The 22,963-nt window shown below is 68.3% G+C and carries 21 protein-coding genes and 1 pseudogene; 15 read left to right on the top strand and 7 right to left on the bottom strand.

Translation table 11 applies throughout. From position 1 onward, the window contains the following. Positions 1-3 precede the first annotated feature (3 nt). Complete coding sequence (locus ALIDE2_RS11785; RefSeq protein ID WP_013519007.1) at positions 4-1,011, top strand: D-2-hydroxyacid dehydrogenase family protein; 1,008 nt, start codon at positions 4-6, stop codon at positions 1,009-1,011. A 90-nt stretch (positions 1,012-1,101) separates the two neighbouring features. Here the strand turns inward: ALIDE2_RS11785 and ALIDE2_RS11780 are convergent, their stop codons facing one another. From ALIDE2_RS11780 to ALIDE2_RS11765, 4 genes are all read right to left on the bottom strand, one after another. Then, positions 1,102-2,235: a branched-chain amino acid ABC transporter substrate-binding protein gene (locus tag ALIDE2_RS11780; protein WP_013519006.1), complete on the bottom strand. Its 1,134-nt coding sequence runs from the start codon at positions 2,233-2,235 to the stop codon at positions 1,102-1,104. Positions 2,236-2,363: 128 nt separating this feature from the next. After that, entirely contained in the window at positions 2,364-2,765 is a 402-nt protein-coding gene (locus ALIDE2_RS11775) for a hypothetical protein (RefSeq protein ID WP_013519005.1), read from the bottom strand. Beyond that, the gene (locus ALIDE2_RS11770; protein WP_013722157.1) at positions 2,765-3,229 is read right to left on the bottom strand and encodes a DNA polymerase III subunit chi; all 465 of its coding nucleotides are present in this window, start codon (positions 3,227-3,229) and stop codon (positions 2,765-2,767) included. The genes ALIDE2_RS11775 and ALIDE2_RS11770 overlap by 1 nt, the downstream gene beginning before the upstream one ends. Beyond that, positions 3,229-4,722 (bottom strand): leucyl aminopeptidase, encoded by a 1,494-nt coding sequence (locus ALIDE2_RS11765; RefSeq protein ID WP_013519003.1) that lies wholly within the window; start codon positions 4,720-4,722, stop codon positions 3,229-3,231. The genes ALIDE2_RS11770 and ALIDE2_RS11765 overlap by 1 nt, the downstream gene beginning before the upstream one ends. Positions 4,723-4,745: 23 nt before the next feature. Here ALIDE2_RS11765 and lptF point away from each other — a divergent pair, with 23 nt between their 5' ends. From lptF to ALIDE2_RS11735, 6 genes are all read left to right on the top strand, one after another. Further along, positions 4,746-5,840 (top strand): LPS export ABC transporter permease LptF, encoded by a 1,095-nt coding sequence (gene lptF / locus ALIDE2_RS11760; protein WP_013519002.1) that lies wholly within the window; start codon positions 4,746-4,748, stop codon positions 5,838-5,840. Then, positions 5,837-6,937: an LPS export ABC transporter permease LptG gene (gene lptG, locus ALIDE2_RS11755; RefSeq protein ID WP_013722156.1), complete on the top strand. Its 1,101-nt coding sequence runs from the start codon at positions 5,837-5,839 to the stop codon at positions 6,935-6,937. The genes lptF and lptG overlap by 4 nt, the downstream gene beginning before the upstream one ends. 33 nt (positions 6,938-6,970) lie before the next feature. After that, positions 6,971-7,351: a sirohydrochlorin chelatase gene (locus tag ALIDE2_RS11750; RefSeq protein WP_013519000.1), complete on the top strand. Its 381-nt coding sequence runs from the start codon at positions 6,971-6,973 to the stop codon at positions 7,349-7,351. Positions 7,352-7,394: 43 nt separating this feature from the next. Continuing rightward, on the top strand, positions 7,395-8,336 hold the full coding sequence (locus tag ALIDE2_RS11745; protein WP_013518999.1) for a CysB family HTH-type transcriptional regulator: 942 nt from the start codon (positions 7,395-7,397) through the stop codon (positions 8,334-8,336). Between the two features lie 141 nt (positions 8,337-8,477). Next, positions 8,478-9,629 carry a pyridoxal phosphate-dependent aminotransferase gene (locus tag ALIDE2_RS11740; RefSeq protein WP_013518998.1) on the top strand — a complete coding sequence of 384 codons (1,152 nt, stop codon included), beginning with the start codon at positions 8,478-8,480 and terminating at the stop codon, positions 9,627-9,629. A gap of 68 nt (positions 9,630-9,697) precedes the next feature. Beyond that, positions 9,698-10,471 carry a LysR substrate-binding domain-containing protein gene (locus ALIDE2_RS11735; RefSeq protein WP_013722155.1) on the top strand — a complete coding sequence of 258 codons (774 nt, stop codon included), beginning with the start codon at positions 9,698-9,700 and terminating at the stop codon, positions 10,469-10,471. On the opposite strand, the gene ALIDE2_RS11730 is transcribed toward ALIDE2_RS11735, so the two are convergent. The 3 genes from ALIDE2_RS11730 to cobA all read right to left on the bottom strand — a co-directional run bounded on the left by ALIDE2_RS11730 (position 10,405) and on the right by cobA (position 14,662). Then, entirely contained in the window at positions 10,405-12,090 is a 1,686-nt protein-coding gene (locus ALIDE2_RS11730; RefSeq protein WP_013722154.1) for a sensor domain-containing diguanylate cyclase, read from the bottom strand. The two genes, ALIDE2_RS11735 and ALIDE2_RS11730, sit on opposite strands and share 67 nt — an antisense overlap. A 175-nt stretch (positions 12,091-12,265) precedes the next feature. Beyond that, positions 12,266-13,753: a ribonuclease G gene (rng, locus tag ALIDE2_RS11725; RefSeq protein WP_013518996.1), complete on the bottom strand. Its 1,488-nt coding sequence runs from the start codon at positions 13,751-13,753 to the stop codon at positions 12,266-12,268. Between the two features lie 81 nt (positions 13,754-13,834). Then, positions 13,835-14,662, bottom strand: a complete 828-nt coding sequence (gene cobA / locus ALIDE2_RS11720; protein WP_013518995.1) for a uroporphyrinogen-III C-methyltransferase — start codon at positions 14,660-14,662, stop codon at positions 13,835-13,837. 211 nt (positions 14,663-14,873) lie between these two features. Here cobA and ALIDE2_RS11715 point away from each other — a divergent pair, with 211 nt between their 5' ends. The 8 genes and pseudogenes from ALIDE2_RS11715 (at position 14,874) to ALIDE2_RS11685 (ending at position 22,956) form a co-directional block, all read left to right on the top strand. Continuing rightward, positions 14,874-16,598: a nitrite reductase gene (locus tag ALIDE2_RS11715; RefSeq protein ID WP_013518994.1), complete on the top strand. Its 1,725-nt coding sequence runs from the start codon at positions 14,874-14,876 to the stop codon at positions 16,596-16,598. Positions 16,599-16,620: 22 nt separating this feature from the next. After that, entirely contained in the window at positions 16,621-16,974 is a 354-nt protein-coding gene (locus ALIDE2_RS11710) for a c-type cytochrome (RefSeq protein WP_013518993.1), read from the top strand. Beyond that, positions 16,971-18,179 carry a cytochrome D1 domain-containing protein gene (locus tag ALIDE2_RS11705; RefSeq protein WP_013722153.1) on the top strand — a complete coding sequence of 403 codons (1,209 nt, stop codon included), beginning with the start codon at positions 16,971-16,973 and terminating at the stop codon, positions 18,177-18,179. Before ALIDE2_RS11710 ends, ALIDE2_RS11705 begins: the two co-directional genes overlap by 4 nt. Before the next feature lie 3 nt (positions 18,180-18,182). Continuing rightward, positions 18,183-19,082: pseudogene (gene ahbB / locus ALIDE2_RS25445) on the top strand (siroheme decarboxylase subunit beta); the annotation flags it as partial. Positions 19,083-19,199: 117 nt separating this feature from the next. Continuing rightward, positions 19,200-19,685 carry an Lrp/AsnC family transcriptional regulator gene (locus ALIDE2_RS25440; RefSeq protein ID WP_238530146.1) on the top strand — a complete coding sequence of 162 codons (486 nt, stop codon included), beginning with the start codon at positions 19,200-19,202 and terminating at the stop codon, positions 19,683-19,685. Then, positions 19,666-20,145, top strand: a complete 480-nt coding sequence (ahbB, locus tag ALIDE2_RS11695) for a siroheme decarboxylase subunit beta (RefSeq protein ID WP_013518990.1) — start codon at positions 19,666-19,668, stop codon at positions 20,143-20,145. Before ALIDE2_RS25440 ends, ahbB (ALIDE2_RS11695) begins: the two co-directional genes overlap by 20 nt. A gap of 2 nt (positions 20,146-20,147) precedes the next feature. After that, positions 20,148-21,368: a heme d1 biosynthesis radical SAM protein NirJ gene (nirJ, locus tag ALIDE2_RS11690; protein ID WP_013518989.1), complete on the top strand. Its 1,221-nt coding sequence runs from the start codon at positions 20,148-20,150 to the stop codon at positions 21,366-21,368. Beyond that, positions 21,361-22,956, top strand: coding sequence for a nitrite reductase (locus ALIDE2_RS11685; RefSeq protein WP_013722151.1), 1,596 nt, complete (start codon positions 21,361-21,363; stop codon positions 22,954-22,956). Before nirJ ends, ALIDE2_RS11685 begins: the two co-directional genes overlap by 8 nt. The last annotated feature ends 7 nt before the right edge of the window (positions 22,957-22,963 follow it).

Here is a 22,963-nt window from a genome sequence, read left to right as displayed (position 1 = left end):
CCAATGAACATAGTGATTCTCGACGATTACCAGGATGCGGTGCGCAAGCTCCACTGCGCGGAGCGGCTCGACCCCTACTCCGCAAAGGTCTACACCAACACCGTCAAAGGCCTGGGGCAACTGTCGGTGCGCCTGCGAGATGCGGACGTCATCGTCCTGATCCGCGACCGCACGCAGATCACGCGGCAGTTGGTGGAGAAGCTGCCGCGGCTCAAGCTCATCGCGCAGACGGGGCGGGTAGGCTCGCACATCGACCTCGCCGCCTGCACCGAGCACGGCATCGCCGTGGCCGAGGGCGTGAGCTCGCCCGTGGCGCCCGCGGAGCTGACCTGGGCGCTCATCATGGCCGCCATGCGCCGCCTGCCCCAGTACATCTCCAACCTCAAGCATGGCGCCTGGCAGCAATCGGGACTGCGCACCGCCTCGATGCCGCCCAACTTCGGGCTGGGCTGCATACTGCGCGGTAAGACCCTGGGCATCTGGGGCTATGGCCGCATCGGGCAGATCGTCGCCGGATACGGCCGCGCGTTCGGCATGAACGTCCGCGTCTGGGGCCGGGAGGCGTCGCGTGCACAGGCGCTCAGCGACGGGCTGCAGGTGGCCGCGACGCGGGCGGAGTTCTTTTCGCAATGCGACGTGGTGTCGCTGCACATCCGGCTCACGGACGAGACGCGCGGCCTCGTGACGCTCGACGACCTGTCGTGTATGAAGCCGACGGCGCTGCTCGTGAACACCTCGCGCGCGGAGCTCATAGAACCCGACGCGCTGATCGCCGGGCTCAACCGCGGGCGCCCCGGCATGGCCGCCGTGGATGTCTTCGAGAGCGAGCCCATCCTGCAAGGGCACGCCCTCCTGCGGCTGGAAAACTGCATCTGCACCCCCCATATCGGCTATGTGGAGCAGGACAGCTACGAGCTTTATTTCGGTTCCGCCTTCGACAATGTCGTGAATTACATTAAGGGAACGCCCACCAACATCGTCAATCCGGGAGCCCTGCAGGTACGCCGCTGAAAGCGTGCGTGCAGGCATGCAAAAGGGGCTTCATCGAAGCCCCTTTTGCATCCAGGCAGCACCGCATGTGCCGCCTGGCGGATACGCCGGTCAGTTCAGCGGCGCCTTCTTGCCATCCTTGTACACGTACAGCGTGATGGCGGGGTTCACGAGCTCGCCATTCGGCTCGAACTTGATGTTGGCCGTCACGCCCTTGTAGTTGGACTTGAGCAGTTCGGGGATGTACACCTTCGGGTCCCACGAGCCAGCGCGCTTCATGGCATCGACGAGCAGCATGGTGGCGTCGTACTTGTAGGGGCTGTAGAGCACGTACTGGCCGGGGTACTTGGCGTCATAGCGCTTCTTCCACTCCAGGCCGCCAGGCATCTTGGCGAGCGACGCGCCGCCCTCGGCACAGATGACGTTGCCGATCGTCTTGGCGCCCGCCGCGAGTCTGGGCAGCTCGGTGGTGCAGATGCCGTCGCCGCCGAAGTACTTGACGTTGGCCATGCCAAGCTGCTCCATCTGGCGCAGCATGGGACCTGCCTGCGGGTCCATGCCGCCGAAGAAGACGCCGTCGGGGTTCTTGGCCTTGATGGCCGTGAGGATGGCCATGAAGTCTGTGGCCTTGTCCGTGGTGAACTGCTCGTCGACCACCTTGATGCCCTTCTCGGCGGCCGCGCGCTTGAACACGTTGGCGACGCCCTGGCCATAGGCCGTACGGTCGTCGATCACGGCCACGCTCTTGAGCTTGAGCGTTTCCGCCGCATACATCGCAAGGCCCACGCCCAGCGCGTTGTCGTTGGCGATGATGCGGAACGTGGTCTTGTAGCCGGGCTTGGTCAGGCTGGGGTTGGTGGCCGCGCCCGTGACGTGGGGAATGCCGCAGTCGTTGTAGACCTTGGAGGCGGGAATGGTGGTGCCGGAATTCAGGTGGCCCACGACGCCTGCGACCTTGGCGTCGCACAGCTTCTGCGCGGCCGCGGTGCCCTGCTTGGGGTCGGACGCATCGTCCTCGTTGACCAGTTCCAGCTTGACTTTCTTGCCGCCGATGACCACGCCCTGGGCGTTCATGTCGTCGATCGCCATGCGCACGCCGTTTTCGATGTCCTTGCCATAGTGCGCCTGCGGACCGGACATCGGGGCGACGTTGCCGATCTTCACCACCGTCACGCCCTGGGCGGCGGCCATGCTGGCAACCGCTGCGATCGTGGCAGCTACGGTCAGCTTCAACTTCAGTTGCATGTAAGACTCCAATTCAGAAAGTACGCTGGAAATATGGTTGCGGACCAGCGCTGAGAAACATAGCGCAATTCATGCCCCTCTCCACTAGGGAACACGAGAGGTCTCCCGAAGAAACGACACCCATCGGTTCACCGTGCGCCGCGCTCGTCGGCCAGCTCCTGCGCCACCGCCTCGTACACGGCGTGCCGCACCACCGACTCCACCTCGTCGCGCAAGCGGGGGACCAGGAAACGGGTCTGCTCCTGCACGACCTGCGCAATGGCCTCGCGCAGGCGCTGGTCCAGCGCGACGTCCACGCGCTGCATGACGCGGTGCACCACGTATTCCTCGAAGTCGCGCGGCAGGCCACCACTGGCCGCCACGCCATCCTGCGGGGAAGGAGTCTGGGACGGCGCCTGGGGAGCCGGCGCCTGCGCCTGGGGCTGCACGGGCGCCGCCTGCGCCGCCATGGGCGGCCGCCCGTCGCCGGGCACATGCACCACGTCGGTGAGCGTGGGCACAAACCTGGGAGGCGTCTTCGCTCCAGCCATCACGCACCCTCCCGCAGCACCAGGTCGTGCCGCACGATGCCGTAGCCGCGCGCGGCATAGTGGCGCCAGCGCTCGCGGGCCCGGCTGCGGTCTGCCTGGTCGGACTGGCTCACCACCTCCACCAGCCTGGCGAACTGCGCGAACCCTTCGGGCACCGTGTCGCCCACGTTGACCAGCATGTCGCGATGGCTGCAGACGCACGCATCGCGGGCGAGCACGACGGGCGACAGCTGCAGCATCTCCTCGCCCGCATCTTCGAGGCAGTGGGCGACGAAGTCGGTGGTCCCCAGGGCCCAGAGCATGCGGTCGAGCTGCTGCAGATCCTGCGCGGCGCCCGTGATCACCACGCGTGCGTCGTGGCGCATCGCCTTGCGCGCCAGGCGGCAGACGTAGGCCAGCTTGTCCGGCGCATTGAAATGGAATGCCACCTCGGTCATGCCCGCGGCGCCTGCCGGCGTATGCATCAGGCCGCCCGTGCGCGCCTTGGCGCAGCCGCCCTGCGCTTCGCGGCAGGCGCGGATGCACTGGCCAGCAGATAGTGCAGCAGCAGCCCCACGGGCCGGCCCGTCGCACCCTTGGCGGCCCCGCTCTTCCAGGCGGTGCCGGCAATGTCCAGGTGGGCCCAGGGAACGTCGCCCACGAAGCTCTGGAGGAACTTGGCCGCCGTGATGGCGCCGCCGGCGCGGCCGGCCACGTTGGCCAGGTCTGCGAAGTTGCTCTTAAGCCCCTCGGCATATTCGTCATCGAGGGGCATGCGCCAGCAGGGGTCCTGCGCCGCGTCGCCCGCGGCCATGAGTTGGCCGGCCAACTCGTCGTCCGAGGCGAACAGGCCGCTGCGCAGGCCACCCAGCGCCACGACGCAGGCCCCGGTAAGGGTCGCGATGTCGATCACGGCGGCCGGCTTGAACCGGGCGGCGTAGGTCAGCGCATCGCACAGCACCAGCCGCCCCTCGGCATCGGTATTCAGGATCTCTATGGTCTGCCCGCTCATGCTGGTCACCACGTCGCCCGGCTTCACGGCCCTGCCGTCGGGCATGTTCTCGCAGGCCGGGATGAGCCCGACGACGTTGATGGCCGGCCTGAGTTCCGCCAGCGCCCGGAACACCCCCAGCACGCTGGCGGCGCCGCCCATGTCGAACTTCATCTCGTCCATCTCGGCGGCGGGCTTGAGCGAAATGCCGCCCGTGTCGAAGGTGATGCCCTTGCCGACCAGCACCACGGGGGCCTGCGAGCGCGCCGCGCCGTCATAGCGCAGCTCGACGAAGCGCAACGGCTGCTCCGAGCCCTGGGCCACGGCCAGGAAGGCGCCCATGCCCAGCTTGGCCACCTGCGCCGGCCCATGCAGCTTGCACTGAATGCCCGCATGCTTGGCGAGCGCCTTGGCCGCGTCCCCCACCAGCGTGGGGGTGGCGTGGTTGGCCGGGCGGTTGGCCCATTCGCGCGCGTATTCGATGCCCGCGACGAGCGCCACGCTGATGGAGAACTCCGGCCGCGCGGTCTCAAGCCCGCCGGGCACACCCACCGTCACGCGCGACAGGGCGCGCGCATCGGCCTTGGGCTTGGTGGTGGTGTAAACGTAGCTGGCATCGGCCAGGGCGCGCACCGCGGCGCCCACGCAACCTGCCTCGGCGTCCCTGGCGAACACCAGCGCCACGCGCCTGACCGACGGCGCTTTCAGCGTGGCGCCGAGCGCCTGCACCGCCTGTCGCACGGCCTGCGCGTTGCCCTTGCCGCAGCCCAGCAGCACGAGCCTGCGCGCCGCGATGCCCGGCACGCCATAGAGCGGCAAGAGCTTGCCGGGCTTGAGTTCCAGGTCTCCGTCCTTGATCGCCCTCCCGGCCAGTACGGACAGGGCATCGGCTTGCGGCTTGAACCCGTCCGGCACCAGCAGCACCAGCAGATCACATTTGTGCGCGGCAGCGTCGGGCAGCGAAAGCGTCTTCAGTTCGAAGTTCATAATCCATGTTTTCCTTCGAGCCAATGTTATTCGATTCATCCATCCGCAAGGAGCTGGCCCGCAGCTTCGGCGCGACCCTGGTGGTGCTGATCACCGTGGTCATGACCATGATGCTGATCCGCGTGCTGGGGCAGGCGTCCCGCGGCAGCGTGGCTCCTTCCGACGTGATGCTCGTCATGGGCTTCACCGTGCTGGGCCAGCTGTCCACCATCCTCAGCCTGAGCCTGTTCGTCACCGTGGTGGGCACCCTCTCGCGCATGTACCGCGACAGCGAGATGGTCATCTGGTTCTCCGCGGGGCGCGGCCTTCTGAGCCTGCTGGCGCCCCTGCTGCGCTTTTCCTGGCCCATCATGCTGGCCATCGCCGCGCTGTCGCTCGTCGTCTGGCCCTGGGCCAACCGGCAGATCCAGGAGCTCAAGACCCAGTATGAACAGCGCAGCGACGTGGACCGCGTCGCACCGGGCCAGTTCCAGGAATCCTCCAATGGCTCGCGCGTGTTCTTCATCGACAAGGACACGCCGGACGCCAACGCTGCCAGCAACGTGTTCATCGCGACCAACGAGGCGCACCGCGAAACCATCACCTCGGCCCAGAGCGCCCGCATCGAGATACGCAATGGCGAACGCCTTGCGCTGCTGCACAACGGCCAGCGGCTCGAGACCATGCTCGACAAGCCGGGGCTGCGGATCAGCGAGTTCACCGAATACGGCACCCTCATCGACAGCGGCTCCCAGAGCGACCCGGAAGCGGGCGCCATCAAGACACGCGACACCTGGGATCTGGCCCGCGACCCTTCGCCCAGGCACCAGGCGGAGCTGGGCTGGCGCCTGGGGCTGGCCTTCGCCGCGCTCAACTTCGTCGTGCTCGGCCTGGCCGTGGCCATCGTCAACCCACGCGCCGGCCGCAGCACCAGCCTGGCGTTCGCGCTGTTCGCCTTCATGGTGTACTACAACCTCATGACAGTGGGGCAGGCATGGATAGGCGCAGGGCGGTTCGGCCTAGTGCCCTTCATGCTGGCGTTGCACGGTGGCACGCTGCTGGCCGGGCTGCTGCTGCTGGCCGCGCGCCACAACCGCTGGTCGCTGCGCACCCTTCTGTCACGCGGGGCCCGTGCATGAAGACCATCCGCCGCCTCATCTACCGCGAGGTCATTGTCGGCGTGGCTTTCGTCACCCTGGCCTTCCTCGCCTTGTTCTTCTTCTTCGACCTGGTGGACGAACTGCGCTGGGTTGGCAGCAACGGCTACCGCATGTCGCACGCGCTGCTGTTCGTGGCGCTGAGCCTGCCGCAGCACCTGTACGAACTGCTGCCCATCACCGTGCTGATCGGCACCATCTTCGTCATGGCCCGCCTGGCGCAGAGTTCGGAGTTCACCATCATGCGCACCAGCGGCCTGGGGCCATGGCGGGCGCTGAGCACGCTGCTGGCGCTGGGCTGCGCATTCGTGGCCCTCACCTTCGCGGTGGGCGACTACCTGGCGCCCATCAGCGAGCGTGCGGCAGCCCTGGTGCGGGCGCAGCAGCTGGGCCAGATCAGCACCGGGGCCACCGGGGCCTGGCTCAAGGAACGCCAGGGCGATCACTCCTTCGCCGTGAACGTGCGCGCCCTCACCCCCGACGGCCACATGCGCGACGTGCGGGTGTTCGAGTTCGATGCCCGGGGCCGCGTGGCCTCCACCACCGTCGCCGCGCAGGCCACGTTCGACGACAGCGGCGACGCCTGGAACCTGGAGCAGGTCAAGCGCAGCGTCTTCGAACAGCGGCCCAATGGAGACATCCGGGTCACCCGCCGGCAGGAGCCCACCCTGCTGCTGCATACGCGCATCAGCCCGGACATGGTCGCGGCATCGCTGCTCAAGCCCGACAAGATGGCGACCATCGGCCTGTTCCACTACATCCGCCACCTGGAGGCCAACGGACAGTCGGCCCAGCGCTACGAGATCGAGTTCTGGCGCAAGGTCTTCTACCCCCTCTCCTGCCTGGTGATGGTGGTGCTCTCCCTGCCCTTCGCGTACCTGCACTTCCGCTCGGGCGGCATCGCGGGCTACGTGTTCGGTGGCGTCATGGCGGGCATCAGCTTCTTCCTGCTTAACAACGTATTCGGCTTTGCCGGCAACCTGCAGAACTGGTCGCCATGGCTCACGGCGGCGGCGCCGGGGCTGATCTATTCGCTGCTGTCGCTCGCGGCCTTCGGCTGGCTGGTGCTCAGGCGCTAGCCAGGCTTCAAGTATTTTCACCCTCCAACGCTTATGCAGCAAGCACGAGCAGCTATCATCCTGCTAGCACACGGATCGCGCGACCCGCTGTGGCGCCAGCCCATCGAGGCCGTGGCCGCGCACATCCGGGCCAGCCAGCCGCTGCTGGCCGTACGCTGCGCCTACATGGAGCTGTGCGAGCCGGGCCTGCCCGCCGCGCTGGCCGAGCTGGCCGCGCAGGGCGCGGCGCGCATCAGCATAGTGCCCCTGTTCCTGGGCGCCGGCCGCCACGTGCGCGACGACCTGCCGCGCCAGGTGCAGGCGCTGGCCCAGGCGCATCCGCACATCGACCTGCGCCTGCAGCCCCCCATCGGCGAGGACGATCGCGTGATGGCCCTGATGGCGGAAATCGCCGCAAGCACCGCCATTTATTAGACGAATGCAGCATAATGACGCGACTTCTTAGCCGCGTTTCAGTATGAACCTGCACCAGTTCCGCTTCGTCCAGGAGGCCGCCCGCCGCAACCTCAACCTGACCGAGGCCGCCAAGGCGCTGCACACCTCGCAGCCGGGGGTCTCCAAGGCCATCATCGAGCTGGAGGACGAGCTGGGCGTGGACATCTTCGCGCGCCACGGCAAGCGCCTCAAGCGCGTGACCGAGCCCGGCCAGCACGTGCTCAGGAGCATCGAGCTCATCATGCGCGAAGTGGGCAACCTCAAGCGCATCGGCGAGCAGTACAGCGCGCAGGACAGCGGCACGCTGGCCATCGCCACCACCCACACCCAGGCGCGCTACGTGCTGCCCGTGCCCGTGGCTAAGCTGCGCGAGGCCTACCCGAAGGTCAACATCAGCCTGCACCAGGCCACGCCGCACGAGGTGGCGCGCATGGTGATTGACGAAGTGGCCGAGATCGGCATGGCCACGGAGTCGCTGGCCGACTACCCCGACCTCGTCACCCTGCCCTGCTACGAATGGCAGCACGTGCTGGTGCTGCCGCCCAGCCACCCGCTGGCGCAGAAGGAACGCGTGGGCCTGGACGACATCGCGCACGAGGCGCTCATCACCTACCACCCCTCGTTCACCGGCCGCGGCAAGATTGACCAGGCCTTCGCCACGCGCAAGCTGCAGCCGCGCATCGTGCTGGAGGCCATCGACTCCGACGTGATCAAGACCTACGTGCGCCTGGGCCTGGGCATAGGCATCGTGGCCGAGATGGCCGTGCGCGACGACCCGCTGGGCGATCTCGTCGTGCGCCCCATGGGCCACCTGTTCGGCCAGAGCGTGGCGCGCGTGGCGTTCAAGCGCGGAGCCTACCTGCGCAACTTCGTCTACAAATTCGCCGAACTGCTGAGCGACCGTCTGAGCCGCGACCTGATCGCCCGTGCCATGACCGGGCACGTGCACGACTATGAGCTGTGACTCCCCCCTGAGCTGCTTCGCGTCTTCCCCCAGGGGGACGACGCCCGTGGCCGGGCGAACCCCGCTCCACGGCGTCCGCGCGCATGGCCTGCTCCGCGGCCTTCGGATTGTTGAGCGTCGCTCACGCTTCACTCGCACCCTATGACCACTCCCACCTTCCCCAGCCGCCTGCCCAACGTGGGCACCACCATCTTCACCGTCATGTCGGCCCTGGCCGCCGAGCACAAGGCCGTCAACCTGGGACAGGGCTTCCCCGACTTCGCCTGCGACCCGGCCCTGGTGGACGCCGTCACCCGCGCCATGCAGACCGGCCACAACCAGTACCCGCCCATGGTCGGCGTGCCGGCGCTGCGCGAAGCCGTTGCTTCGAAAATAGAAACGCTTCACGCGCGCCGGTATTGCCCGAACAGCGAAATCACCATCACCGCCGGCGCCACCCAGGCGATCCTCACCGCCATCCTGGCCTGCGTGCAGCCGGGCGACGAGGTCATCGTGCTGGAGCCCTGCTACGACAGCTACGTGCCCAACATCGAGCTCGCGGGCGGCGTGGTCGTGCGCGTGCCGCTCACGCCCGGGAGCTTCCGCCCCGACTTCGCCAGGATTTCCGCCGCCATCACGCCGCGCACGCGCCTCATCATCGCCAATACGCCGCACAACCCCAGCGCCACCGTCTGGACGGCCGAGGACATGCGCGCCCTGGAAGAGCTGCTCGCCCCCACCGGCATCCTGCTCATCAGCGACGAGGTGTACGAGCACATGGTCTTCGACGGCGCCGAGCACCAGAGCGCCGCGCGCTTTCCCGGCCTGGCCGATCGCGCGTTCATCGTCTCCAGCTTCGGCAAGACCTTCCACGTCACCGGCTGGAAGATAGGTACCGTGGCCGCGCCCGCGCCTCTCACGGCCGAGTTCCGCAAGGTGCACCAGTTCAACGTGTTCACCGTCAACACGCCCATGCAGTACGGGCTGGCCGACTACCTGGGCAACCCCGCGCCCTACCTGCAGCTGCCCGCCTTCTACCAGGCCAAGCGCGACCTGTTCCGCCAGGGGCTCGAAGGCTCGCGCCTGAGGCTTTTGCCCAGCACGGGCAGCTACTTCCAGTGCGTTGACATCTCGGCCGTGAGCGACCTCGGCGAAGCCGACTTCTGCCAGTGGCTCACGCGCGAGATCGGCGTGGCGGCCATCCCGCTGTCGGCCTTCTACGGCGACGGCTTCGACCAGCGCGTGGTGCGCTTTTGCTTCGCCAAGAAGGACGAGACGCTGCGCGAGGCGCTTACGCGGCTGCGCCGCCTGTAGGCCGTGCCGGTCCGCGAAGAGGCAGGTTGCACCTGATTCGATAGCTGCAAGCGCCCTTCAGACAAGTGATGGAGGCCGATTTCATACATGAGAACGCCGTCTCGGCCGCCCAGGCCGCCGCGAAGGGCTACCACGGCGTACTGCGCATCGGGTACACGGCGGCGGCGGCGTATGAGGCGGTCCCCCGGGTGATCGCCGCCTACCGGCAGCGCTACCCCCTCGTGGAACTGGAGCTTCTGGAAATGGTCTCCACGGAGCAGATCGTGGCGCTGCGCCAGCAAAGGCTCGACCTGGGCGTGCTCAGGCCCGTGCCCATCAAGGCACCTCTGCGCTCGCACTGCCTCCTGCGCGAATCCCTGGTGGTGGCCGTGCCGCAATCGCACCCGCTGGCGCTGTGCGACCGCATTGCGCTGTCCGATTGCGACGGCGTGCCCTTCATCGGCTTCGATTTGCGCAATGCGCCCTACTTCAACTCCATGGTGGAGGAGATCCTGCACCACGCGCACGTCGCCCCGCGGTTCGTGCAGCGCGCCACGCAGACGCATGCCGTGGTGGCCATGGTGGCGGCCGGCCTGGGCCTGGCCCTGGTGCCCGAGACATGCACGCGCATCCGCATGGAAAACCTGGCGTTCAAGCCTTTGCGCGAGCCCCCTGCGGTGGGGCCCGAGGTGCACCTGTGCTGGAACCGGGAATCGGACTCCCCCGCTGATCAGCCATTTCGTGGAAACCGCCAGGCACGCGCTGCAGGCGCCTGGCCCGGACGCACACCGCTGAGTCAGGCTGCCACGCACTGCGCGGCAGCGGCGCGCACGCAGTTGCGCCCCGCGCGCTTGGCGCGGTAGAGCGCCTCATCGGCCAGCGATATCAGCTGCGCCGGCGAGCGGCTGCCGTCCGGCACCAGTGCCGACAGGCCGATGCTGACGGAGACGTGGACGGCATCCACGCCATCGACGGAGACGGGGTGGTTCTCGACGTCCTGCCGGATCAGCTCGGCGATGTGGAGCGCGCCCTCCAGATCCATGCTGGTGATGACGGCGAACTCCTCGCCGCCGAAACGCGCCGCGGTGTCGCTGCCGCGCAGCAGGCGCTGCTTCAGTATCTGGGCCACCTGGCGCAGGCAGTCGTCGCCCGCGAGATGGCCGTAGGTGTCGTTGAACTGCTTGAAATGGTCGACGTCGATCATGAGCAGCGCCAGCGGATGGCGGAGGCGGCGCGCGCGCTGCCACTCCTTGGCGAGGATGTCGTCGAAATGGCGGCGGTTGGCCAGGCCCGTCAGGCTGTCCGTGGTGGACAGCTCCTCCAAGCGCTGGTTCGCGAGCGTGAGAGCCTCAGTGCGCTCCGCCACGCGTTTGTCCAGGGTGGCCGTGAGCTCGCGGGCCGTCTTCAGGGCCGTCGCGAGCTGGCTGGCCAGCGTGCCGCCCATGACCACGATGGTGCTGGGTATCACATAGGTGACGAAGTAGGTGCCCTCGAAAGCCGAGCGGCCGGTGAGCCGGAACCAATCGATGAAGCTGACCGCCACCACCGAGAAGAACGACAGCGCCATCCACAGGTCGGCCTTGCGGTGGGAGCGCCATGCCCAGCGGATGGCGGCCACGGCCAGCAGCGGCCCGAACAGCACGAAAGGCACGTACAACAGTGCGACGACGGTGCGGTTGCTGCCGCTGAGCCACACGACCGCGGGCCCCAGCAGCATGAACGCGATAAGCCCGCGCCGCGCCCAGGGCCAGTCGCGGCGGAAGAAGGACAGCACCGTGAGCATCAAGAGAGGCACCATAGCCTGGTTGACGCTGAACACGAACCAGCTGAAGAACTGCGGCGGCACGGGCGGCGCGGTGAGCGTGTAGTTGAGGTTGCTCAGCGCGATGGCCAGGGCCGTGGCGCCGAACCATCCATAAAGGCACTCCCCGCGCAGCGCCAGCGACACGCACAGCGCGATGCCTCCCATGCAGAACGCCGCCCAGGCCAGGCCATTGGCCACGGTCACCTGCTCGAACCGGCGCCACCCGTACGGGCCGTCGCCAAACAGGCGCGCCGGCCCTATGCTGACGCTCGACAGGCCGTTCATCTGGCGACTGGTGGCGAAGATCTCGAACTCCAGCGTGTTGGCCCCGGCCCGCCATTGACTGGCGGGCAGCACGAACAGGTAGGGGCGGTGCAGGCAGCGCAGCTGCTCCAGCGCGCCGAGGTCGCAGGCGCCGACACGTTCGCCGTTGAGCATGAGCCGGCCCGCCAGGCTCATCTTGGGTACGTAGACGCCCAGCGGCTCGTCCTCCGCGGCCGCGACGGCCGCCGCCGGCAGCTCGAAGTCCAGGCGGTAGCGCACGCGGCTGCCCTCGGGGGCGAAGTCGGCGGGGCCGAGCACGTGCGGAAGGGTGACCTCCTGCGTGCCCGCCAGCGAAGTGAGCACCGCCGCGCGGAGCACCTGGGGCTGCGCCGCCAGGGCGCCGGCGCACGGCATGCCCCAGAGCCAGCACAGCAGGACCGGCCACCATCCGCGCCGGACAAGGGAAAGGCAGAAGAACCGTTGCATGCGTGGGAAGGCGCCAAGTACCCCGCAGTTCCGGGGGGTTCGCCGGTATCGGCAGGTAAAACGGCGGATTATCCTACGCGCCGCCCCTGCGGCCCTCCCGGAATTAAAGGAGCACGATGTCGTACTCCTCCGGGCCCACGGCCGTCTCGGCCTGCAGCGAGATCGGCTTGCCGATGAAGTCCGACAGGCCGGCCAAGTGTTGGCTCTCCTCATCCAGGAACAGCTCCACCACCTTCGGGGAGGCGATCACGCGGAATTCGCGCGGGTTGAACTGGCGCGCCTCGCGCAGCACCTCGCGCAGGATGTCGTAGCACACGGTGCGCGCGGTCTTGACCTCGCCCACGCCATGGCACGTGGGGCATGGCTCGCAGAGCATGTGCGCGAGCGACTCGCGCGTGCGCTTGCGCGTCATCTCCACCAGGCCCAGCTGCGAAAAGCCGCCCACCATGGTCTTGACCCGGTCGCGCGCGAGCTGCTTCTTGAACTCGGCGAGCACGGCCGCCTGGTGGTCCTCGCGCAGCATGTCGATGAAGTCCGCGATCACGATGCCGCCCAGGTTGCGCAGGCGCAGCTGGCGCGCGATGGCGCCGGCGGCCTCCAGGTTGGTCTTGAAAATGGTGTCGTCGAAGTTGCGCGCCCCCACGTAGCCGCCGGTGTTCACGTCGATGGTGGTGAGCGCCTCGGTCTGGTCCACGATGAGGTAGCCGCCGGACTTCAGGTCCACGCGCCGGCCCAGCGCGCGGGCGATTTCCTCGTCGATCGCGTAGAGGTCGAAGATCGGCCGCTCGCCCTTGTACAGCTGCAGCTTGGCCACCGCCGCCGGCATGAAGTCGCGCCCGAACTTCTGCAGCGCTGCGAACTGCTCGCGCGAGTCCAGGCGTATGCTCTGCGTCTCCTCGCCCACTAGGTCGCGCAGCACGCGCTGCAGCAGGTTCAGGTCCTGGTACAGCAGCGAGGTCGGCGGACGACTCAGCGCCGCCTGGCGGATGCCGGCCCAGGTCTTGCGCAGATAGGCGATGTCCTCGGCGAGCTCCGCGTCGCTGGCGTCCTCGCCGTTGGTGCGCAGGATGAAGCCTCCGCCGCCGCCCGTGGACTTGTCGCCCGCCAGCGCCTGCAGCCGCGCGCGCAGCGCGTCGCGCTCCTCCTGGGGAATCTTCTGCGAGATGCCGATGTGGTCGTCCTGCGGCAGGAACACCAGCAGCCGCCCGGCGATGCTGATCTGGGTGGAAAGCCGCGCGCCCTTGCTGCCGATCGGATCCTTGATGACCTGGACCATCAGCGACTGGCCCTCGAAGACCTGCTTCTCGATCGGCACGGGCGGCTCGTTCTTGCGTGCGAACATGGGCGCTTCGCCCCCCTCCTGGCGCTGCCATACGTCGGCCACGTGCAGGAATGCGGCGCGCTCCAGTCCTATGTCGATGAAGGCCGACTGCATGCCGGGCAACACGCGCGAGACCTTGCCCAGGTACACGTTGCCGACCAGGCCGCGCTCAAGGGCGCGCTCCACGTGCAGCTCCTGCACGGCGCCGTTTTCGACCACCGCCACGCGCGTTTCCTGTGGCGACCAGTTGATGAGAATGTCTTGTTGCATGGGCTTTGCGGGATGAGGCGCCCATGATGCCCGAAACCAGCCCGCGCCACGGGCCGGATGACTATCCCCAAGCGGGCTGTTTCACAGCATCGTTGCCGCCTGCATGCCCCGCATCAGCTGCGGCTGCAGCGCCACCACCTCGCCCACTACGATGAGCGCCGGCGGCCGCACCCGGTGCTGCTGCGCCAGGGCGGGCAATTCCTGCAGCGTGCCGGTGATGCAGCGCTGGCCGGGCAGCGACGCCTGCTCCACCAGGGCCGCAGGCATGCTGGCGGGCAGGCCGTGGCGCACGAGCTGCTCGCAGATCACGGGCAGCGTGCCCATGCCCATGTAGATCACCACGGTCTGGCGCGGGCGGGCCAGCGCCTCCCAGTCCAGCGCCACCTCGTTGTCGCCGCGCAGATGGCCGGTGGCGAACACCAGCGTGGCCGCGTGGTCACGGTGCGTCAGGGGGATGCCGGCGCAGGCACCCGCCCCCTGGGCGGCCGTGATGCCGGGCACCACGTCGAAGGCGATGCCGGCCTCGGCCAGGGCCTGAGCCTCCTCACCGCCGCGTCCGAAGATGAAGCCATCGCCGCCCTTGAGGCGCACCAAGTTGCGCCCGCTGCGCGCCAGGCGCACCATGAGGTCGATGATGGACTCCTGGGGCAGCGTGTGGTGCGAGGACTCCTTGCCCACGTAGATCAGGTCGGCATCCTCGGCCACGTAGCGCAGCACCTCCTTGCCGACCAGATGGTCGTAGAGCACCAGGCGGGCGCCGCGCAAGGCCTTGACCGCGCGCAAGGTGAGCAGTTCCGGATCGCCCGGTCCGGCGCCTACCAGGGTCACGCGCCCCGGGGGAGTGGGCATGCCAGGCGCGCCCGCGGCGGGTGCGGCGGTGAACCAGCGTGCATCTTCTATGAAGCTCATGTCGGCCTTTCTTGGCTGATCGTGGGGTGGGCTCTATTGTTCAAAGACCACACCACGCCCGTCCTTGAACCAGTTCAAGGACAGTTTGCAATGTCCGCGGCGACGATATGGTCACTCGCACAAAGAGGGGAATGGACAGCGACCTCGCGAGATGGTCCCTTGCATCCGCAGGGGCCACCCAAGCGCTGATCCGCGACGCAGAGGACCCACAATGACAGCAAAGAGGATTGCCAGGCTGGTTGCGCTTGCGGCCGCCACCCTGGTGTCGGCCACAGCAATGGCGCAAGGCAGCAAGCCCGTATCCGAGGCCGAAAAGAACTACCAGGCAGGCAGTTCGCCCTTGGTCAACGAGCCCATGTACCAGAGCATGAACCCCAAGGCCCCGCCGATGACGCAGGCGGAGTTCGACCTGGCTCGCAAGATCTACTTCGAGCGCTGCGCGGGCTGCCACGGCGTGCTGCGCAAGGGTGCCACCGGCAAGCCGCTGACTCCCGACATCACTCTGGCCAAGGGCACGGATTACCTCAAGGTCTTCATCGCCTACGGCTCGCCCGCCGGTATGCCCAACTGGCTGACCTCCGGCGAAATGGATGAGAAGCAGGTCGACCTGATGGCCCGCTACATCCAGCAGGACCCTCCCACACCGCCCGAGTGGAGCCTTGCCGACGCCAAGAACACCTGGAAGGTCATCATCCCGCCGGAGAAGCGTCCGACGAAGAAGATGAACAAGTACAACATCGACAACCTCTTCTCCACCACGCTGCGCGACACGGGCGAGGTGGCGCTGATCGACGGCGACACCAAGGAGATCATCAACATCGTCAAGACCGGCTACGCGGTGCACATCTCGCGCATGTCGGCCTCGGGGCGCTACCTGTTCGTGATCGGCCGCGACGCCAAGATCAACATGATCGACCTGTGGATGGAAAAGCCCGACAACGTGGCCGAGATCCGCGTAGGCCTGGAGGCACGCTCGGTCGACACCTCCAAGTTCAAGGGCTACGAGGACAAGCTGGCCATCGCCGGCTCCTACTGGCCGCCACAGTTCACCATCATGGACGGCAACACGCTGGAGCCGCTGAAGATCGTCTCCACGCGCGGCATGGTCGTGGGCACGCAGGAATACCACCCCGAGCCGCGCGTGGCCTCCATCGTGGCCTCGCACTACAAGCCCGAGTTCGTTGTGAACGTCAAGGAGACGGGCAAGACGATGATGGTTGACTACTCCAACCTGAATGCGCTCAAGATGACCGAGATCGGCTCGGCGCCATTCCTGCACGACGGTGGCTGGGACTCGTCCAAGCGCTACTTCATGGTGGCGGCCAACAACAGCAACAAGGTTGCTGCGATCGACGCCAAGGACGGCAAGCTCGCGGGCCTGACCGAAGTGGGCAAGATTCCCCACCCCGGCCGCGGCGCCAACTTCATCCATCCGAAGTACGGTCCGGTGTGGGCCACGGGCCACCTGGGCGACGAGACCATCTCGCTCATCGGCACCGACCCCAAGAAGAACAAGCAGTACGCCTTCAAGGAAGTGGCCAAGCTCACCGGCCCTGGCGGCGGCGCCCTGTTCATCAAGACCCACCCCAAGTCCAAGAACCTGTGGTCCGACGCACCGCTGAACCCCGATCCGAAGGTCTCGCAGGCGGTGGTGGTGTTCGACATCAACAACCTGGACAAGGGCTACAAGACGCTGCCCATCGCCGAATGGGCCGATCTGCCCAACGACGGCGGCGCCAAGCGCGTGACCCAGCCCGAGTACAACAAGGCAGGTGACGAAGTGTGGTTCGCCGTGTGGTCCGCCAAGGACAAGGCCAGCGCCCTGGTCGTCGTGGACGACAAGACGCTCAAGCTCAAGAAGGTGATCAAGGACCCGCGCCTGATCACGCCGACCGGCCACTTCAACGTGTACAACACGCAGCACGACGTCTATTGATGCCGTAACCCGGGACTTCGCCATGGCACGCAACGCATTCCTCTCCCTCACTCTGGCGCTCGCAGCGGCGGCGGCGGGCGCGCAAACGCTCGCCGCCGCCCCCGCGCCCGAGCGCGCCGCACAGCTGGTGCGCATGGTGCGGCAGGACTGCGGCTCGTGCCATGGCATGCGTCTCACCGGAGGCCTGGGCCCGGCGCTCACGCGCCAGGCCCTGGCCGCCAAGCCTCCCGAATACCTGGCCGCCGTCATCATCCACGGCATCCCCGGCACGCCCATGCCGCCCTGGAGCGCACTGCTCAGCGGCACGGAGGCCCTGTGGATCGCTCAGCAGCTGGCCAGCGGTTTCCCCGAAGAAATGAGGAGCCAAGCCCCATGAAAAGGCGCTCCCTGCTGTCGTTCGCCGCCGCGGCCCCGCTGCTGGCAGGCGGCTGCGCAGCCACCTCCGCATCCTCCGCCACGTCCAAGGCCCCCGCCCTGCTGGGCACTGGCGACCTGGGCGTGGTCATAGAGCGCGCACAAGGCGCGCTCACCCTCGTCAACACCAGCCGGCGCGAGGCCATGGGCCGCGTCGAGGGCCTGGGCGACCTCTCCCACGCCTCGGTGGTGTTCTCGCGCGACGAGCGCTTCGCCTACGTCTTCGGCCGCGACGGGGCCCTGACCCGCGTGGACATCCTGGAGCAGCGCATCACCCACCGCGTGATGCAGGCGGGCAACTCGATCGGCGGCGCCATCAGCGCCGACGGCAGCCTGGTCGTGGCGCAGAACTACACGCCCGGCGGCATCAAGGTGTTCGACGCGGCCACGCTGGAGCTGCTCTCCGACATCCCCGCCCTCATGCCCAATGGCGAGCGCTCGCGCGTCGTGGGCCTGGCCGACCTGCCCCAGCGCCGCTTCATCTACAGCCTGTTCGACGCCGAGGCCATCTGCATCGCCGACTGCAGCAACCCGAGGAAGCCTCAGGTCACCACGCTGGCAGGCATCGGCCGCCAGCCCTACGACGCCCTGCTCTCGCCCAACGGACGCCACTACATCGCCGGCCTGTTCGGCGAAGACGGCCTGGCCATGGTAGATCTGTGGGATGCCACGCCGCGCGCGCGCCGCATCCTGGCGGGCTACGGGCGCGGCGAAAAGCCCCTGCCCGTCTACAAGATGCCCCACCTGCGCGGCTGGGCCATGGCCGGGGGGCGTGCCTACCTACCCGCCATCGGCCGCCATGAGGTGCTGGTCGTCGATACCGCCACCTGGGCCGAGGTCGGCCGCATTCCCGTCGCCGGCCAGCCCGTGTTCGTCATGGCGCGCCCCGATGGCCGCCAGGTGTGGGTCAACTTCTCGGTGCCGGACTACAACCGCGTGCAGGTCATCGACACGCCCAGCGGGCAGGTGATCGACACCATTGCCCCCGGCAAGGCCGTGCTGCATATGGAGTTCACGCCGCGCGGCGAGTCGGTGTGGATCAGCTGCCGCGACGACGACCGCGTGCAGGTGTACGACACGCACACCCGGCAGCTGCAGGCCAGCCTGGCCGTGGATGCGCCCAGCGGCATCTTCTTCACCGCACGTGCCCAGCGCATGGGGTTCTGAGCCGTGCACACCGCGCAGCACCACCTCGACCTGGCCCTGCTCAACCCCTGGCAGCGCGGCTTTCCCCTGTGCCGCGAGCCCTTTGCCGTGATCGGCGAGCGCCTGTGCATGGACGCCGAGGACGTCCTGTCCCGCTACCAGCGCCTGCAGCGCCAGGGCAGCCTGAGCCGCATCGGGGCGGTGTTTGCCCCCGGTGCGGGCGGCACGTCGCTGCTGGCCGCCATGGCCGTGCCGCCCGAGCGGCTCGAGGCCGTCGCCGCCATCGTCTCCAGCCACGCCGGCGTCAACCACAACTACGAGCGCGAGCACACCACCAACCTGTGGTTCGTGGCCACCGGGCCCGACGCCGCGCAGGTCGAAGAACTGCTGCGCGGCATCGAGATGGATACCGGCCTGCCCGTGCAGCGCCTGCCCATGCTGCGGCCCTACCGCATCGACACCGGCTTCGACCTGCGCGCCAGCCAGTCGCCCTCAAGCGGCGCCACCCACTGGGCGCAAACGCCGCTGCAGGCGCACGACCAGCCCCTGGCGGCCCTGGCCGAGCGGGGCCTGCCCTTGGTGCAGCGGCCCTACGACCATTGGGCCGAGCAACTGCAGCAGCCCGTGGAGGCCGTGCTGCACACCCTGCAGCGCTGGCTCGACGAGCGCACCGTGAGCCGCTTCGGCGTGGTGGTGCGCCACCATGAACTCGGCTTCACGGCCAACGCCATGACGGTGTTCGACGTGCCCAAGGGCGAGGTGGACGCCTGCGGCGAGGCCCTGGCCAGGGTGCCGGGCGTGACCCTGGCCTACCAGCGCGCGCGCACCCGCGACTGGCCCTACAACCTGTACTGCATGGTGCACGGGCGCGACCGCGACAGCGTGCGCGCCACCGTCGCGCGCGCCGTGGCCCAGGCCGGCCTGGCGGACAAGCCCCAGGCCATGCTGTTTTCGCTGCGCCGCTTCAAGCAGACCGGCGCACGCCGCTTCACCCCGCCTGCCATGCCCCGCACCCTGCCCATCCACCAGAAGGAGCGCTGCATGCTCACGCCCGAAGACGCCCGCCTGATCGACCATCTGCATGGCGGTTTCCCGCTCGTGGACCGGCCTTTCGCCGCCGTGGGCGAGCAGCTCGGCTGGAGCGAGGAGCGCGTCATCGAGCGCCTGCACCAGCTGCTGGCCCAGGGCGTGCTCACGCGCTTTGGCCCGCTCTTCCAGATCGAGCGCGCCGGCGGCCAGTTCGTGCTCGCGGCGCTCGCCGTGCCCGAGGAGCGCTTCGACGTGGTGAACGCCGTGGTGAACAGCTTTCCCGAGGTGGCGCACAACTACCGGCGCACGCACCGGCTGAACATGTGGTTCGTCGTCGCCGCCGAATCGCCCGCGCTGGCCCAGGACGCCATCGCCCGCATCCAGGACGCGGTGGGACTCGAAGTCTTCGCCTTCCCCAAGGAAGAGGAGTATTTCGTCGAGCTGCGCCTGCCCGCCCTGCCCCAGACCGGAGAACGCCATGGCGCTGGATGCCTTTGACCGCGCGCTGATCGCCGCCACCCAGGGCGGCCTGCCCCTGGTGGCCCGCCCCTACGAGGCCGTGGGCGCCATGCTCGGCGTGCCCGGCGAGCAGGTGCGCGAACGCCTGGCGCAGATGCTGGCGCAGGGGCTGATCCGCCGCATCGGCGCTGTGCCCAACCACTACCGCCTGGGCTACACCGCCAACGGCATGAGCGTGTGGGACGTGGCCGACGAGCGCGTCTCCGAACTCGGCCCGCTGGTGGCACAGTTGCCTGGCGTATCGCACTGCTACCGCCGTCCGCGCCACCTGCCCGGCTGGCCCTACAACCTTTTCGCCATGCTGCACGGCACCAGCCGCGAGGCCGTGGAGCACCAGGCACAGGACATTGTGGCCCTGCTGGGCGACGCCTGCCGCGGGCACGATATCCTGTACTCCACGGCCATCCTGAAAAAGACCGGCCTGCGTTTGAAGGACTGACCATGTTTCGCATCAGCCAATACATGCGCGAACTCGCGCAGGCGCAAGCCACAGGCGAATACCCTATCACCAAGGACCGCAAGGCGCGCGGCCCGGTCGTCATCTGGAACCTGATCCGCCGCTGCAACCTGACCTGCAAGCATTGCTACGCCTTGTCCGCCGACCACGACTACGCGGGCGAGCTGTCGCTTTCGGAGGTGTTCACGGTGATGGACGACCTCAAGGCCTTCGGCGTGCCGGCGCTCATCCTCTCGGGGGGCGAGCCGCTGCTGCGCGCCGACATCTTCGAGATCTCCGCGCGCGCGCGGCAGATGGGCTTCTACACCGGCCTGTCGACCAACGGCACGCTGATCGACGCGCCCATGGCGCGGCGCATCGCCGATGCCGGCTTCGACTACGTGGGCATCAGCCTCGACGGCCTGAAGGCCACGCACGACAAGTTCCGCCGCCTCGAAGGCGCGTTCGACCGCAGCCTGGCCGCCATCGGCCACCTCGACGAGGTGGGCGTGAAAGTAGGCCTGCGCTACACGATGACGGCCATGAACGGCCACGACCTGCCCGCCCTGCTCGACCTGATGCAGGAGGTGGGCGCGCACAAGTTCTACTTCTCGCACCTGAACTACGCCGGGCGCGGCAACATCCACCGCGACAAGGACGCCCGGCACCAGGCCACGCGCGCGGCCATGGACATGCTGTTCGACCGCGCCTGGGCCGCCGCGCAGGCCGGCAGCATGGACGACTACGTGAGCGGCAACAACGACGCCGACGGCCCCTACCTGCTGCAATGGGTGCGCCAGCACCTGCCGCAGTGGGAAGAGCCGCTGCGCCAGCGCCTCGTGGCCTGGGGCGGCAACGCCAGCGGCCAGCAGATCGCCAACATCGATAACCTGGGCCACGTGCACCCCGACACCATGTGGTGGCACCACGACCTGGGCTGCGTGCGCGACCGCCCCTTCTCCGAGATCTGGAACGACGTCAGCGACCCGCTGATGGCCGGCCTCAAGCAGCGCCCGCGCCCGGTGCAGGGCCGCTGCGGCGGCTGCAGGCACCTGGCCATCTGCAACGGCAACACGCGCGTGCGCGCCCAGCAGCTTACGGGCGACTTCTGGTTCGAAGACCCGGGCTGCTACCTGACCGACGCCGAAGTCGGCGCCGCCTCCACGCCGTTCGAACCCGTTGCCAAGCGCCGCACCGGCCGCACGATCGAAATCGCCCATGCCTGACCTGCCCTGCCCTGCCCTGCGCGCTGCCGCCATCCTCGCCCTGGCCCTCGCCGGCCCCCTGCACACTGCCGCTCGCGCCCAGGCCCCGGATGCCCCCGCCCTGTACCAGCAGCATTGCGCCAGCTGCCATGGCGCGCAGCGCACCGGCCTGATGGGCCCGGCGCTGCTGCCCGAAAGCCTGGAGCGCACCCGCCCCGCCGAGGTGCTGCGCGTCATTCGCGAGGGCCGCCAGGCCACGCAGATGGCGGGCTATGCCGGCCAGCTCTCGGGCGCCGAGATCCAGGCCCTGGCGGACTGGGTGCGCACCCCGGTGGTGCCCGCGCCGCGCTGGGGCGAGGCCGACATCCGCGCCTCGCGCATCGCCACCCCGCTGCCGGCGGACGAGCCCGTGAAACCCAAGTGGGACGCCGACCCGATGAACCTGTTCGTGGTCGTCGAGGGCGGCGACCACCATGTCTCGCTGCTCGACGGCGACCGCTTCACCGTCATCACGCGCTTCGCCAGCCGCTACGCGCTGCACGGCGGGCCGAAGTTCACGCCCGACGGGCGCTACGTGTTCTTCGGCTCGCGCGACGGCTGGATCACCAAGTACGACCTGTGGCGCCTGCAGGTGGTGGCCGAGGTGCGCGCCGGCCTGAACATGCGCAACGTGGCCGTCAGCGGCGACGGACGCTGGGTCATGGCGGCCAACTACCTGCCGCACAGCCTGGCGCTGTTCGACGCCGACCTCAACCTGGTCAAGACCTACGAGGCCGCCACGCTCGACGGCAAGGCGAGCTCGCGCGTCTCCGCCGTCTACGACGCCGCGCCCAGGAACAGCTTCGTCGTGGCGCTCAAGGACATCCCGGAGCTCTGGGAGATCTCCTACGACAAGCAGGCCGCACCCATCTACGACGGCCTGGTGCACGACTACAAGATGGGCGAGGCGATCGCCAAGCCCGGCTACCTGGGCGTGCGCCGCACGCCGCTGTCCGAGCCGCTGGACGACTTCTTCTTCGACCAGGGCTACCGCCACGTGCTGGGCGCCACCCGCCCCCAGGCCGGCAAGTCCGAGGCCGCCAGCGCCCAGGTGGTGAACCTGGACGTGCGCCGCAAGATCGCCGACCTGCCCATCGCCGGCATGCCGCACCTGGGCTCGGGCATCACCTTCGCGTGGCGCGGCACCACCGTGCTCGCCAGCCCGAACCTGGGCGGTACGGGCGTGGACGTGATCGACATGCGCAGCTGGAAGAACCTGCGCACCATCCCCACGCCCGGCGCCGGCTTCTTCATGCGCAGCCACGAAAACACGCCCTACGCCTGGACCGACTCGATGATGAGCAAGGACGCCAAGGACCGACTCACCATCATCGACAAGCGCACCCTGGAGCCCGTGGCCGAGGTACGCGAGCCGGGCAAGACGCTCGCCCACATCGAGTTCACGCGCGACGGCCGCTACGCGCTGGCCAGCGTCTGGGAAATGGACGGCGCCCTCATCGTCTACGACGCTGCCACCTTCCGGGAAGTCAAGCGCCTGCCCATGGCCAAGCCGGTGGGCAAATACAACGTGTGGAACAAGATCACCCGCAGCGAAGGTACGTCGCACTGACGGCCGC

It is taken from the genome of Alicycliphilus denitrificans K601 (assembly GCF_000204645.1).
Taxonomy (GTDB): Bacteria; Pseudomonadota; Gammaproteobacteria; order Burkholderiales; family Burkholderiaceae_C; genus Alicycliphilus; species Alicycliphilus denitrificans.
This window is presented reverse-complemented; position numbering and strand designations above follow the sequence as displayed.

Excerpts from the sequence above, each read along its gene's own strand:
- ahbB (WP_013518990.1), top strand. The coding sequence starts at position 19,666 with ATGGCGCTGGATGCCTTTGACCGCGCGCTGATCGCCGCCACCCAGGGC.
- ALIDE2_RS11785 (WP_013519007.1), top strand. The coding sequence starts at position 4 with ATGAACATAGTGATTCTCGACGATTACCAGGATGCGGTGCGCAAGCTC.
- ALIDE2_RS11780 (WP_013519006.1), bottom strand. The coding sequence starts at position 2,235 with ATGCAACTGAAGTTGAAGCTGACCGTAGCTGCCACGATCGCAGCGGTT.
- ALIDE2_RS11735 (WP_013722155.1), top strand. The coding sequence starts at position 9,698 with ATGGAGGCCGATTTCATACATGAGAACGCCGTCTCGGCCGCCCAGGCC.
- cobA (WP_013518995.1), bottom strand. The coding sequence starts at position 14,662 with ATGAGCTTCATAGAAGATGCACGCTGGTTCACCGCCGCACCCGCCGCG.
- ALIDE2_RS11710 (WP_013518993.1), top strand. The coding sequence starts at position 16,621 with ATGGCACGCAACGCATTCCTCTCCCTCACTCTGGCGCTCGCAGCGGCG.
- rng (WP_013518996.1), bottom strand. The coding sequence starts at position 13,753 with ATGCAACAAGACATTCTCATCAACTGGTCGCCACAGGAAACGCGCGTG.
- ALIDE2_RS11745 (WP_013518999.1), top strand. The coding sequence starts at position 7,395 with ATGAACCTGCACCAGTTCCGCTTCGTCCAGGAGGCCGCCCGCCGCAAC.
- ALIDE2_RS11730 (WP_013722154.1), bottom strand. The coding sequence starts at position 12,090 with ATGCCGTGCGCCGGCGCCCTGGCGGCGCAGCCCCAGGTGCTCCGCGCG.
- ALIDE2_RS11715 (WP_013518994.1), top strand. The coding sequence starts at position 14,874 with ATGACAGCAAAGAGGATTGCCAGGCTGGTTGCGCTTGCGGCCGCCACC.
- lptF (WP_013519002.1), top strand. The coding sequence starts at position 4,746 with ATGTTATTCGATTCATCCATCCGCAAGGAGCTGGCCCGCAGCTTCGGC.
- ALIDE2_RS11685 (WP_013722151.1), top strand. The coding sequence starts at position 21,361 with ATGCCTGACCTGCCCTGCCCTGCCCTGCGCGCTGCCGCCATCCTCGCC.
- ALIDE2_RS11740 (WP_013518998.1), top strand. The coding sequence starts at position 8,478 with ATGACCACTCCCACCTTCCCCAGCCGCCTGCCCAACGTGGGCACCACC.
- nirJ (WP_013518989.1), top strand. The coding sequence starts at position 20,148 with ATGTTTCGCATCAGCCAATACATGCGCGAACTCGCGCAGGCGCAAGCC.
- ALIDE2_RS25440 (WP_238530146.1), top strand. The coding sequence starts at position 19,200 with ATGCTCACGCCCGAAGACGCCCGCCTGATCGACCATCTGCATGGCGGT.
- ALIDE2_RS11750 (WP_013519000.1), top strand. The coding sequence starts at position 6,971 with ATGCAGCAAGCACGAGCAGCTATCATCCTGCTAGCACACGGATCGCGC.
- lptG (WP_013722156.1), top strand. The coding sequence starts at position 5,837 with ATGAAGACCATCCGCCGCCTCATCTACCGCGAGGTCATTGTCGGCGTG.
- ALIDE2_RS11775 (WP_013519005.1), bottom strand. The coding sequence starts at position 2,765 with ATGGCTGGAGCGAAGACGCCTCCCAGGTTTGTGCCCACGCTCACCGAC.
- ALIDE2_RS11705 (WP_013722153.1), top strand. The coding sequence starts at position 16,971 with ATGAAAAGGCGCTCCCTGCTGTCGTTCGCCGCCGCGGCCCCGCTGCTG.
- ALIDE2_RS11770 (WP_013722157.1), bottom strand. The coding sequence starts at position 3,229 with ATGCATACGCCGGCAGGCGCCGCGGGCATGACCGAGGTGGCATTCCAT.
- ALIDE2_RS11765 (WP_013519003.1), bottom strand. The coding sequence starts at position 4,722 with ATGAACTTCGAACTGAAGACGCTTTCGCTGCCCGACGCTGCCGCGCAC.